Genomic DNA, 12985 nt, shown 5'->3' on the forward strand with positions numbered 1-12985 from the left:
CTCAGATGTGCTTAAAATGCTCTCCTGTACTATTTCTTATAACCTCTTTCTACTATAAATTTAGCTAAACCATCAGAAATAGTGTCTCGAGGGGCGGTAATCTCTCTTCCGGGGGTCATTAGCGAAGACGGTACAGGCAAACTTGCCTATATCGCGGAGCAAATCGACGGGTCCTTATATAATTCGTTGCGACTGGTCAGGTGTCCCAAAAACATTGTGCCTTAGAAAATACCAGATCTCCGCCCCAGGCAGATCTCCGCCCCAGGCAGATCTCCGCCCCAGGCAGATCTCCGCCCCAGGCAGATCTCCGCCCCAGGCAGATCTCCGCCCCAGGCAGATCTCCGCCCCAGGCAGATCTCCGCCCCAGGTAGATCTCCGCCCCAGGTAGGAAACCTGGGGCTAATATAGAAAACCCCTTTGGGGTATCATATCGACGTTTCCAGGCGTTGGTGTTGGTAAATAAACCAAAACCTTTCTGCCTTAGAAGATAACATGGTATTGTCCCTATAATAACCTGAAAGGTTTTCCCTCTACCAGCGAAGGGTTTCCTACCCTGGCTGGTTGGGTCACCCCCCCCCTAGCCTCCGTAGCAGTAGCTACTGCGGAGGAAAGCCGGGGGTCAATGGTGAAAGCGTGAAAAGCCCCGTTTGGGGGACCCATGGACTATAAGCCAGGGAGGAAGGCAGGGGTTCTGCATCGGCATTGTGGCATTGTGACATAGTGGCAGGTTCTCTACGCTCTCTTGTATAATCTTCTACGGGAGGGGATGTTTATGAATTCTGCTCTCTGGGCTTGGCAAATCTTAAGCGCTGAAAGCGCGGGATATAATAGCCCGGGGTAAGCCAGTCTTCTGGCGCAGCCCCGGGTGTTGATGCCCAAAAGAAATCCGAGCGCTGAAAGTGCGTCAACTTCGTTGATGTCATCGAAAAAACAGAGGTAAAAATTTGGGATGTGAATAGAAAGAGTTTTATGAGGCCAAAGGCAATACCATAATACTAATGACCGATAACTAATTATTATAACAGTCAAGACATAGGCAACACAAATTTGTATTACCCCTGTCTTGAACCTCCACCAATGATTAGGGAATAAACATCTTTCCCATTCTCTTTCCCTTTTCCTATTCCTATTCCTGCTCACAGCTCAACGCTCATAGCTCATGGCTATTTAACAAAGACTATCGCGCGACTCCCAGCATTGCTCTGTAACGATAAACCTCTCCTGTACGGCGATCATACCCCTGTGCTTGAATAAGGTAAGATCCCGGTGAAACCTGAGCCCCTCTTCTATTGGTAAGATTCCACATGACAGGAGCGGTTCTACCTTCTCTGTCAGTTTTAACATCTGCTTTGTGGATAACATTACCTAAAGCATCATAGATTACCACCGCAAAGTCAGCGGCTGCCGGAGCATTGATTATAAACTGAGCTCTTCCGGAATAAAGCGCAACGGGGTTGTTATATATCATTATCCCACCGAAGTCATCAGGTGAGCTATCACTATTAAATCTGGTTACCGATGTAGGTTTGTGTATAGTGAATACTCCGTTTACAGGAATAATTCTATAGTTTTGCGCCTCCGCAAATGGAACTATTTCATACGTTCCTGCAGCTTCTCCCTCTTCCCGCTCAGCTCCGTAATCTATTAGTGCAGACTTATTTTCACCAGATATGAAGCCTTCAAACATAAGTGTGAAGCTCGGATCGTCAGTATTTATATACTTCGATGTATCTTCAGCGGTTACTGTAAGCCTTTTTTTGGTTATATTACCGGTTATTACTGAGGGTAGTTCAATGAAATAGTTATTTGCATCCGCACCCGTAAGTAAAAATTCAGAAAGAGTTACATTGATATCAGACCCTGCATTCTTATCCTCAAACGATGCAATTCCCGGTGATAGAGACAAAGTGTCCCCTAAAATTAAAAATCCATCTTCGTAGGTAACACCATCAATTGTTGCATCTGTTGTGCCATCATACGCCTTGTCTGCGATAGTAACACTGGTTACGTTAATGGGTCTTTTAGAAATTGTACTTAGTATCGTATCAGGGAGTTCATAGGCATAATTGATAGCATCGTCTCCCGTTAATGTAATGCTGCTGATAACAACTATCTTATTTTCTTCGGCATTTTTATCAGCAAAGGATCCATCTATTGCTTCTATCGCGACATCATCTTCAAAGACAACATTTCCTAACGAATCCCAGGTAAGTGTCAAATCCACAGTGCCATCATACACTCTGCTATCAGCAGCGATACCGACAACAGTAATCTCTCTTGCAACGATATTACCGGTAACAGTACTTGGAGATGAACCGATACGATAGTTACCTGCATCATGACCTGTAAGTGAGAGGTCAAAGCCAGTAACAGGCTTGTCATCACCGACATTTTTATCTTCAAAAACTCCTGTTGTCTGCGCTACTGAAACATCATCTCCAGAAATTACTTCATCAACTATTCCACTTATAATAATTGCCTCATGAGTGCCGTCATACTCTTTATCCTCGACAGTAACACTTACAATGGTAACCTCTTTTTCAGTGATATTTGCTGTTACCGGTTCGGGTTGTGCCTCAAGCCTGTAATTGCCGGCATCATCACCGCTTAATGAAAATTCTGAAAAAGTCACTGTTTTGTCAGTACCGGCATTCTTGCATTCAAATGCTCCCCTGCCAGTATCAATCACAACATGATCATCATCAAGAACCCCATCGATTGTAAAAGTCTTAATAGTTGCCTCGTCTGTACCGTCGTACTCTTTATCTTCTACTTCATTAATAGTAATTGTAACTGGTTTTTCCAGGACGATTAGGTCTGCAGAGACCTGAGCCGGATAATACGTTTCATCACTATCCACAGAAACTGTCAAGGTAGCTTCACCTACACTTACAATAGTTATCTCTCCTTCTTCTGAAACTGTTGCGACCGATTCTTCTGAACTGGCGAATGTAACTGTTCCTCCTGAAGACGTTTCTACCTCTATAGGAAAGGGGGCGTCTCCATAGGTAACTGTATCTGGTAACGGCTCGATGAAGGTAATTGTCTGCTCCAGTTTGTATCCCTGCCATTTTAAAAATGGATACTCACAGTTATCGATGGTGTTTATTCCCCAAATTTCATCATTGCCATTATCTGTTTCACCCATAAAATCCCAGCCTGCATCCAGAAAGGTAGAAGCGATTTTCATCTGTTCACTGGTTTTGCCTTCACCTGCCGCCGATGTGTCTAATTCTGAGGTTTCGGTATCCCAAAATGAGTTTTCAACACTTCCATCTTCGCCAATTTGGCCAATCAAACCACCAATGTTATTAGTACCTCTAACGCTTCCCCTGCTGTAACTGTTTTCTACCGAACCGCGGTTTAGTCCTACTAATCCGCCAACGATATCTTGTCCCTCAATATCACCTTTACTGTAACAGTTTTGAACAATTGAATTTGTATTATTTATTCCCACCAAACCACCTACAGTATTTCCTTCTTCATGTATTTCTACACTTACATTGCTAAAGCTTTTTTTGATCCTTGAACCACCATTACTTGCTCCTACCAGACCCCCAACAACATACTGTCCTGTTATAGTTCCAACACTATAGCACTCTTCTAACGTAGAACTGTTATTTATTCCCACCAAACCACCAACAGTAGCATTGGCTATGATTTCACTTTCACTGTAGGACCTTTTTATTGTGGCGGAGCTGTTGTTTCTTCCTACCAAACCACCAACAACACTATCGGCTGAAATCTCATTTTCGCTATAGGACTCTTCAATAACTGAGCCGTTATTTTCACCTACCAGTCCACCAGCAACGGTTGAGAAAGAACGACCATCCCTAATTCCAACCACCCTACCGGTGCTGTAACATTTACTAATTGTTGAACTGTTCTGGTTGAGGCCTACCAATCCACCAAAAACAGTCTGAGCTGTAACAGCACTACGGCTATGACTGTTTACTATGGTGGATGACACATTGTTACCTACCAAACCTCCAACGTGTTGACTGCCGGTAACCTCACCAGTGCTGTAACTACTATCCTCAATAGTTGATCCATTTCCACTAAAACCTACCAAACCACCAATATCTTCACCGGTTCCAGAAACCGCACTTTCGCTGTAACTGGTTCTAATTGTTGTCCCGATACTGACTCCCACTAACCCCCCAACATACGATATTCCGTTTACTGTTCCGGTAGTATAGCTGTTTTCTATAGTAGCACCATGGTGTGCAACTCCCACCAAGCCTCCAATGTCCAATTCTCCGCTTACTTCTCCTGTTGCATAGGAGTTTTCTATCACAGAAGCCTCAAGTGCTACTCCCACCAAACCACCGACACTAGTAGAACCAATAACAGAGCTGCTGCTAAAACTATTTACAATATTGGATTGAATTGCATTTTCCCCCACCAGACCACCTACAATATTATCGGCTGTAACGTTACTTTCACTATAGCATTCTATAATATCTGAGGTATCATTTCGACCTACCAGTCCACCAGCGACGGTCGTGGTAGAGTCACTATCCTCAATTCCATTCACCTCACCGGTGCTGTAACAATTTCTAATTGTTGAACTGCTCTGATTGAGGCCTACCAAACCACCAAAAACACTCTCAGCTGTTACTATACTATGGCTATAACTGTTTTCAATGGTGGATTGCAAGTTGTTACCTACCAAACCTCCAACGTTTCGACTACCGTTAACCTCACCTGTGCTGAAACTACTATCCTTAATAGTTGATCCATTTTCACTAAAACCTACCAAACCACCGATATCTGTACTGTCCCCAGAAACCGCACTCTCACTGTAACTGTTTATGATTGTTGTCCCGCTACTAACTCCCACTAACCCTCCAACAGACGATGTCCCCTTTACTGTTCCGGTAGTATAGCTGTTTTCTATAGTAGCATAATGGTGTGCAAATCCCACCAATCCCCCAACACGCGCACCACCGTTTACTTCTCCGGTAGTATAGCTGTTTTCTATAGTAACCCCATGGTGTACAACTCCCACCAAGCCTCCAATGACCGAATCTCCGCTTACTTCTCCTGTAGCAAAGCTATTTTCTAAAGTAGTCCCAAAATGTGCAGCTCCCACCAAACCACCAACACTAACAGAACCAATAACAGAGCTGTTGCTTGAATTATTGACATTGGAACTATAATCATTTTCCCCCACCAGACCACCAACAATACTATCTGCTGTAACCTCATTTTCACTATAGGATTCTTCGATGTTAGAGTCTCTATTGATTCCAACCAAACCACCAACAACAGTGTAACCAGTAACAGTGTTATTACTGCTATAACTATTTACAATATTGGATTGAGTTGCATTTTGTCCCACCAGGCCACCTACAATGCTATCGGCTTTGACTTTACTTATACTATAGCATTCTATAACATCTGATGAAATGTTACTACCTATCAGTCCACCAGCAACACCTGTAGTAGAGTCACTATCCTCAATTCCATTAACATCACCGTAACTGTAACAATTCCTAATTGAGCCGCTAAAATTGTAGCCTATTAAGCCACCAAAAACACGCTCAGCTGTTACGTTACTGTGACTATGACTGTTTTCAATTATGGTTTCTATGTTAGTCCCTACCAAACCTCCAACGTGTCGGCTACCGGTAACCTCACCTGTGCTGTAACTACCATCCTTAATAGTAGATCCATTAGCACTAATACCTACCAAACCACCAATAGTTGAACCCGTTCCAGTAACCGCACTTCCGCTGTAACTGTTTCTGATTGTTGCCCCGATACTGACTCCCACTAACCCTCCAACACCCGATATTCCGTTTACTGATCCGGTAGTATAGGTGTTTTCTATAGTAGCCGGATGAGCAGATCCTATCAAACCTCCAACAGTTGCCTGACCATTAATATCTACATCCTCTAAACCTACATTTCTTATAACCCCATTTTCCACAATCCCAAATAGACCTGCCCCACTTTCAGAAAGGGTTATTCTAAGATCTCTAATAGCGTAACCCCTACCGTCAAAACTACCCGTAAAAGCAGTGTCATTTGTTCCTAAAGGCAGCCACCCGTTATCGCGCCCTACCAAGTCATCATATCCGTTAGTGGTTGAATCCAAATCATTCATCAGAATAAAGCTTTGACCAGGATTATGACGAATTCTGTCTAATTCAAACCAATTGGTGATCTGGAAAGGGTCACTTTCTGTACCAGCCCCTCCCGCGAAAAGGGATAGATTCGTGGTTTCATCAGAAAACAGATCATCACTATTTACCTCCTGAGCAAACAGTAGTACCAGTAGCGCAGGACACAATACACAGAGAAAAGTCTTTAACCTGAACATATTCTCCCTCATTTCTGTAAAATGCGAGTTTATACTATTTGAACTATCAGACTGTTGGTTGCAACTATTTTTTTTTCGCCTTACAATCAGGCACCAGAGTGAAGCTTATATTTATAACAGACAGGAATGTTTTTGTTTATAGTATGATAATATATACTACTATCTTACAATCAGGCAATATTTTTTTTAACTTTATGGGGTCACTAAACAGTGTACTGTTTAGTAACCTCTGTGCATCTTCAGTGTTTTGCCGCGCTTTTTTGTTGAGTTTTTTCAGAAAACCGGGAATTATTCTGTTTTTACCACATCTCAATCCAAAAGAATGCTCTGCTCCGGAGAAATCGTAAAGTTCATGATGTATCTGGCGCTATCAGATTGGCAATCAGGCTCCAATTCATTCAGAGAAACTATATACCCTAATGCGCTTACCGTTCTTTTATTAAACGTTTCCAATACCAGTTGCTCAGAAGTTTCCTTTGAACGTAAAGAGAGGTAAATATAGGCGTTCTCTATACCGATACAGGGGTCATCACAGGGACATCTTTCATCTATAATGGAATCCAGCGACAGCGCAAGCCCGTCTCTACTGTTTTTCAACGTATCTCCAATAAGTATCGCATTATCTTCATCAATTACAAGCTTTGAAAACAGGTGCACTGTGACAGAATCATACGGTTGCTGAACTGTTACCACCTTATCATCATAGAGTTCATGAGTAATTCGTAATGTGTGAACTGCCGCCTCTGCGTTCCATTGTAATGACTTTTTGCTTACAGTAGCTCCTGTTTTATTGGACCATTGCCCGTTTAAAAAAAACGTTCTCTGTGCAGAGCCAATAGTAACATCGGCTACTATACTTCTGTTTTTGTATTCCCTGGGAAGCGGAATAGTGTGAGTTCCCGTCTCCATCATTCCTTCATGAAGCACCTTTAGCATTCTTCCACGCAGATCATACAGAGAAACTTTTCCTTGTTGTGAATGCAAGCTGTTGATAATCAGCTGACCTTCCTGAAAAGATACCTGTTCTCTTGAAGAGGAGATCACTCTTGAAGTACTGACAGGGTCTAATGTAATCACAAAACTCCCGGAAGCATCAGTAGTATCCGATAATTGCTCTGAATCAAGGTGTACTATGCTTCCCTCAACCGGGTGTCCTCTCCGGTTAAGAACTGTTCCTGAAATAACTGTTTGGGAGTGAATAAGCTGGAAGTTAAGAAATAAGATCAAAAGCAGAGCTAAAGATTTCATAATGGGGCTCCTTCAGTCATGGTGATGAGTTAGTTTTAGATGTGATCTTTCAATGATTTAAGCTCTTTTTTTAAATTACTATTTTGCTCACTACAATTGGTGTTTTTTTTGACTACTTACTATCTTTCCTCTAAATTAAGGGAATATCTCCTCGGTAGTAAGTAGTAATAAACTCTAAAAACTGCTTACCCACTCAAACCATCAAAGAGTTGTAATTAGTCATATTGTAATTTAAAACTGGGAGAATATAACATCAACTCTTGAGCTAAACGCGTATTTTATATATATTGCGATAAATATACTATGTAAATATCTCAGGTAGAAAATGATACCCACTATTTTTAACTACACAGATTACAGAGAGTACCTTACAAGCGTCTTTAATCATAAAAAAGATCTTAACCCTAAGTTCTCTCACAGACTTTTAGCCCTAAAACTTGGTCTTAAGGCTCCCGGGCACATGCTTTTAGTTATGCAGGGTAAACGACGCCTCACATTTGAGATAGCGGAGAAAATTGTGAAATGGCTGCGATTGAATCAAAAAGAATCAGATTACTTTTTCCAGATGCTCTGTTTTAACCATGCAATAACTTCTAAGGAAAAACAGATCGCTTATGAAGAGATGATCAGTCTCCGTAATCATACTGTAAAAGTGGCCAATACCCGATTTTATGAGAAGTGGTACTATTCTGCAATAAGATCAGCACTGAATATTATTCCCTTTTCAGGAGATTATAGTGCGCTTGCCACCGGTTTGATACCACCAATTACTATCGACCAGGCCAAAGAAGCAGTAAAGATTCTTACAACTGAGGGGTTTATTGCTCAAGACCAATCCGGTTATTTTTACCCTTCTGATCCATTCATTACATCAGGTGAAAAGTGGAAATCAGATACAATTAAAAGTTTACGGTATCAGTTTCTTGATCTGGGCAGGGAGTCACTTGAACGTTTTGAGCCAGAAAAAAGAGATGTATCATTTCTGACCGTTACACTGTCTGAGAAGAGCTTTGAAAAGGTAAGAAAAAAGGTTGAAAAACTTCGGGCAGAGATACTTTCTGTTGCAAGTACTGAAACAAAACCAGATCGGGTTGTGCAGTGTAACCTTGCCCTGTTTCCTCTCTTCGAAAAGGACAATGACCAGTGAAATTGTATGTTGCCCTTCTAATCACATCTATTACGCTACTGTTCAGCTGCCATTCGGGAGGCAGTGGCAGTGAAATAGTAAACGGAAACATCTCTATGGGTATGGAAGGCGCTATGGTGGAAGCCTATAGAATAGAAACCGATACCAGTGATTTTTCTGTAACTACTGCCCTTACTGATCGCAACGGTGAGTTTTTCCTGCATTTAGAAGCTGGACAGTATAACCTGTTTATTAGAGATACTGCCTTAAACATCGGGACTTTTATACCAGGGGTAAAAAGAGGTGACAAGCTTCAGGATATTGATTTATTTGAGATGGGAGCGATCGAAGTGATAGTTGAATCGCGCTTCTATCTTACTTATCAGCTGTTTATACCTTCCTCCCCGTTCAATACGATAGCAGAATCGAACCAGTTAACCAGAATAGAGCATGTACCGCCTGGAAATTACCGTATAGAATACGACACGTTGTTTGTTGGCGAAGCTCTTAGCGATTTACCGGATGAATTTATCCCCCCTGACGTTAAATTTCGGGAGCTAACCGTTGAACCTTCTGATGTGGTGCCTGTTCGGTTTAGATACCAAAAAGATGAAGTTTAAATCGGCAGAAAAATACGCGCCAGTAATGAATCATCGTTTTTACCAGTGCTATTGGATTACGGAATGCCCCGGAAATGTTGAGTGACGCCCGATCGTTTCAGAGCTGCAGAAGTAGTGTTTTAGAGGCAAAAGGTTACTGTAAATGATTAAAGGTTAATTTTTATCTTTCTTAGGACTACAACAAGTGAAGTGCCACCCTTCCAGGTTTTTGAAAAGAACAACTCTTAAGCTACTCTCTCAAATACCCCTCCCTCACCGCTTCCTCAATCAGTGATTGTACATACTCCCAGATCATCACTGAACCTTTCTCAATCTGACTATTCACACCTTTTACTTTGTGTGAGGGCACATTGTGTTCTTTCCAGGCATGACCTTCATCGAAATAGTTTTGCATTACCGGACCTAATCGATCGATTGCCCCTGCGAATTTGGCTTCATTGGTCTCTTTAGCCTCAAACTCTTCCCATAAGTTTAAAAACTCATCCCGCTGATCATCAGGCAACATTCCAAATACCCTCTGTGCACACTTTCGCTCTTTATCTACCTTTTCATCCTGATTTTCAGCATACAGATAGGTATCTCCTGCATCAAGCTCCACAAGATCGTGTATCAGTGCCATTTTTATTACCCGCGACAGATCAATTTTTTCGTTGGAGTATTCGCTTAAGATTATGGCCATCATGCTCATATGCCACCCATGTTCAGCGTCATTTTCATACCGTTTATCATGGAACAGCCGCGTTTTCCTGAATACATTTTTCACTTTATCAATCTCAATGAGAAAGCCGATCTGTTTTTGAAACCGACGATATCTCTGCGCATCTGACTCGTCTTTTAAAGTAGCCATGTTATCCCTTTCATTACGGTACTTATTTTATTACAAATCCAGCTTACAATTATCCCGGCAACCCTGTTTTTTCTCTTAAAATACACCCCGGCTTACTAGAGCCCTAATGCTTAGTTTTATGGCGCCTTAAAGCAGAGGGTAAGGTTTAAGCTCCGCATCAAAGGAAAATTTCCCACAGATTCATCATTTTGAACCATTTGATAAAAATTGGGCTCAAACAAAGTGTAGTTGAATTGTATTGATTTTTTCAAAGCTATAAGTGTATATAAAAATTAAATTATCAAAGCCCCCACTAAAGAGGAGTACAGGGATGAAAAAGATACGTTATTTAACAGGTGTTCTTTTAATTGCCACTTTTACAATCAGTTGCGGCTGGAGCAATATGGCCCGGGGTGGTGTAATTGGTGCTGGTTTGGGCGGAGCGTTAGGTGGTGCCATTGGCAACAGAACAGGAAATACTGCTGCGGGCGCGATTATTGGCGCCGCCGTTGGCGGAACCGCGGGAGCTGCAATTGGCAATTATATGGACAGGCAGGCTGAAGAGATGCGCCGGGACCTTGATGGTGCCAAAGTGGAGCGTATTGGTGAAGGAATAAAGATTACTTTTGATTCAGGAATTTTGTTTGACATCGGCTCAGATGCGCTTAAACCTCAGGCCAGAAACAATGTAAATGATTTGGCTTTGATTCTTCAGAAGTATGAGGACACCAATATTTTGGTTGAAGGGCACACCGACTCCACCGGTTCAGCTCAGTTGAATCAGCGGCTTTCGGAGGATCGGGCCGCATCAGTAGCTCGTCAGCTCAAATCCAGAGGTGTAGTGGGCAGACGAGTCACCACTTTAGGTTTCGGCCAGGACCAACCGATTGCAGATAACGGAACCGCAGCTGGTCGTCAGCAAAACCGTCGTGTTGAGGTAGCTATTTTCGCTAACGACAAATTGAAACGTGCAGCTGAAAGAGGTCAGATTTAAACGAACGCTACCTCCATCTCACCGAATCATCGCCAGGCGTAGCAACGTCTGGCTTTCATCTGTGCTGACTAACGTGGGTAGTATGAGGTGGATGTTTGAAGGAGTAACCCTTTCTGTAGAAAACTATGATACTCTGCTCAAAGGCTGGGCAACCCAAGAGCTTAAAGAAGGCGTTGAATTCAACGGCGGGAACAGCAAGTATTCTGCAGAAGCAGCAAATGCACGAAATACTCTTGTAGATGATTTTGGTTGGACTATCACCGATGGTGGTTTAGCAGACTGAACAGGACTGTTTGGTTTCAATCATAGGAAAAGAGAGATATTACATTACTGTCTTACCGTCGGGAGTTAAACGCCTAGCGTAAATGTGGATGGAGGTGGGCATGAACATATGCTTCTGAAAAATCTCCTGAAGGGTGATAACAGAGATATGTGTGTTCGTAATTTCTTTATTGAGTGTTTAATAGAATACTGTAATTAAAAGATATACACCAAAATCTAATGGTTAGACTTAGTACGGGCTCTTATAAGTGGTTCGAAAAGATATTCTAATCCGTTTACTTTTATTTCATAAACTGCCCTGAGCATCTCCCCCAATGTGCCCTCCGGAAATCCTTTACGGTTAAACCACACCACATATGGTTCGGGTAAATCTATAAGAAGTAACCCCTTGTATTTGCCAAAAGGCATCCTTGTACGGGCAAGCTTTAGAAGGTAGGTGGGATCAGAGAAGGGAATGTCGGGAGTTTGCATAATCACTGTTCCTAAATGAGGTGAATCGGTTATAATACATAAAAAGAATGCGATAGGTTTCTTTAAAAAGTTTATCTAAGATCGTATGAGTAACAAGTTATTATTTAGATTAAAGTATTACAGTCTTAAAAAACAATAGTAGTAATAGCTGTTATTAATAACAGTGCCCTGGATTGTAAACAGTGTTCTGTTTTTGTTTCAATCAAAACTGAATATTCATCAGAGTACCTCCACCCTCCTGACTTATAAAAGGAGACAAGGTTACTCTGTTTCCACCCGGTTGGTTACTATTCGCGGTGATACGTCCGATCCCATACCCAAGGGCAGAGCCAAGGATAACGTCGGACATCCAATGTGCATCTTCATATACCCGGGCAAGAGCTACCGCTGTTGCCAAACTGTAGGCACCAACTTTTAAGCGGGGATATCGTTCAGCAATTACCGTCATCACTGACCACACTCCGGATGCATGGCCAGAAACAAATGATTGATTCCCCTTTTCCAGTAAAAACGGGTTATCGGGACTACTTCTTGGCCGAACTCTGTTAACACTGCTTTTTAAAAGCTCAGTTACCGCCTGGGTTACCAACAGGGACTGAAAAGACAAAAGTACAGTATCATGAAAATACCTGTTTCGCAATGCTAAGCTAAGACCATAAGTGGTCGCAAGACCCGGAAAAAAATACTCCTTTCTCCCAACATTGTACAGAAATTGTGACACTCTGTTACTTCCCGAATAGAATCGTTCCCGCACCAAATCCCTTATTGTTTGATCCATAGATAGTAAGGCAACCGACGCAAATACCGTTACAGATAGTCTTGCCAGTCCGATTGAATCGGTAGGAGCAATCTCTTTTCCCGCTCTAACAGGTATAGATAAAAAACCCGACATATAATTTTTAAAAGACAATGCAGCAACAGTTTTTGTTCCTGGATAGTTTAACCGGTCTGTTTCAGTGCCATTACCTTTTTGGTTACTGTAATAATTAAGATAGTCACATGAGTCCGCTGCGATTTGCTCTCCAGGAGAAGGAACTTGTAGCAGGGTTAATACGATGGTAGCTGTTAAAAATATCGTTTTCATGATTTT

Annotated in this window: 9 protein-coding genes; 4 read left to right on the plus strand and 5 right to left on the minus strand. The window is 42.1% G+C overall.

All coding sequences use genetic code 11. From position 1 onward, the window contains the following. Positions 1 to 1177: 1177 nt before the first annotated feature. Together QA601_02250 and QA601_02255 are read right to left on the minus strand one after the other, a co-directional pair. Complete coding sequence (locus tag QA601_02250; protein ID MDG5813885.1) at positions 1178 to 6328, minus strand: GLUG motif-containing protein; 5151 nt, start codon at positions 6326 to 6328, stop codon at positions 1178 to 1180. A gap of 309 nt (positions 6329 to 6637) precedes the next feature. Then, a complete protein-coding gene (locus QA601_02255; GenBank protein ID MDG5813886.1) occupies positions 6638 to 7576 on the minus strand; it encodes a carboxypeptidase-like regulatory domain-containing protein in 939 nt (312 codons plus the stop codon). A gap of 325 nt (positions 7577 to 7901) precedes the next feature. Here QA601_02255 and QA601_02260 point away from each other — a divergent pair, with 325 nt between their 5' ends. Both QA601_02260 and QA601_02265 read left to right on the plus strand, forming a co-directional pair. Beyond that, complete coding sequence (locus QA601_02260; GenBank protein ID MDG5813887.1) at positions 7902 to 8723, plus strand: TIGR02147 family protein; 822 nt, start codon at positions 7902 to 7904, stop codon at positions 8721 to 8723. Next, on the plus strand, positions 8720 to 9322 hold the full coding sequence (locus QA601_02265) for a hypothetical protein (GenBank protein MDG5813888.1): 603 nt from the start codon (positions 8720 to 8722) through the stop codon (positions 9320 to 9322). Before QA601_02260 ends, QA601_02265 begins: the two co-directional genes overlap by 4 nt. 229 nt (positions 9323 to 9551) lie before the next feature. Here QA601_02265 and QA601_02270 read toward each other — a convergent pair whose 3' ends face one another. Beyond that, complete coding sequence (locus QA601_02270; GenBank protein MDG5813889.1) at positions 9552 to 10169, minus strand: HD domain-containing protein; 618 nt, start codon at positions 10167 to 10169, stop codon at positions 9552 to 9554. A 310-nt stretch (positions 10170 to 10479) separates the two neighbouring features. On the opposite strand from QA601_02270, the gene QA601_02275 reads away from it, so the two are divergent. Further along, a complete protein-coding gene (locus QA601_02275) occupies positions 10480 to 11142 on the plus strand; it encodes an OmpA family protein (protein ID MDG5813890.1) in 663 nt (220 codons plus the stop codon). An 82-nt stretch (positions 11143 to 11224) separates the two neighbouring features. After that, positions 11225 to 11425, plus strand: a complete 201-nt coding sequence (locus QA601_02280) for a hypothetical protein (GenBank protein ID MDG5813891.1) — start codon at positions 11225 to 11227, stop codon at positions 11423 to 11425. A gap of 215 nt (positions 11426 to 11640) precedes the next feature. Here the strand turns inward: QA601_02280 and QA601_02285 are convergent, their stop codons facing one another. Then, positions 11641 to 11895, minus strand: a complete 255-nt coding sequence (locus QA601_02285; protein ID MDG5813892.1) for a DUF3820 family protein — start codon at positions 11893 to 11895, stop codon at positions 11641 to 11643. Positions 11896 to 12097: 202 nt separating this feature from the next. Further along, positions 12098 to 12979 (minus strand): phosphatase PAP2 family protein, encoded by an 882-nt coding sequence (locus tag QA601_02290; GenBank protein MDG5813893.1) that lies wholly within the window; start codon positions 12977 to 12979, stop codon positions 12098 to 12100. Positions 12980 to 12985: the final 6 nt, after the last annotated feature.

It is taken from the genome of Chitinispirillales bacterium ANBcel5 (assembly GCA_029688955.1).
In the GTDB taxonomy this organism is placed as follows: domain Bacteria; phylum Fibrobacterota; class Chitinivibrionia; order Chitinivibrionales; family Chitinispirillaceae; genus Cellulosispirillum; species Cellulosispirillum alkaliphilum.

Bases quoted from the DNA above. Each gene is read 5' to 3' on its own strand.
- QA601_02250 (MDG5813885.1), bottom strand. From the start codon at position 6,328: ATGTTCAGGTTAAAGACTTTTCTCTGTGTATTGTGTCCTGCGCTACTG.
- QA601_02270 (MDG5813889.1), bottom strand. From the start codon at position 10,169: ATGGCTACTTTAAAAGACGAGTCAGATGCGCAGAGATATCGTCGGTTT.
- QA601_02275 (MDG5813890.1), top strand. From the start codon at position 10,480: ATGAAAAAGATACGTTATTTAACAGGTGTTCTTTTAATTGCCACTTTT.
- QA601_02280 (MDG5813891.1), top strand. From the start codon at position 11,225: ATGAGGTGGATGTTTGAAGGAGTAACCCTTTCTGTAGAAAACTATGAT.
- QA601_02285 (MDG5813892.1), bottom strand. From the start codon at position 11,895: ATGCAAACTCCCGACATTCCCTTCTCTGATCCCACCTACCTTCTAAAG.
- QA601_02255 (MDG5813886.1), bottom strand. From the start codon at position 7,576: ATGAAATCTTTAGCTCTGCTTTTGATCTTATTTCTTAACTTCCAGCTT.
- QA601_02290 (MDG5813893.1), bottom strand. From the start codon at position 12,979: ATGAAAACGATATTTTTAACAGCTACCATCGTATTAACCCTGCTACAA.
- QA601_02260 (MDG5813887.1), top strand. From the start codon at position 7,902: ATGATACCCACTATTTTTAACTACACAGATTACAGAGAGTACCTTACA.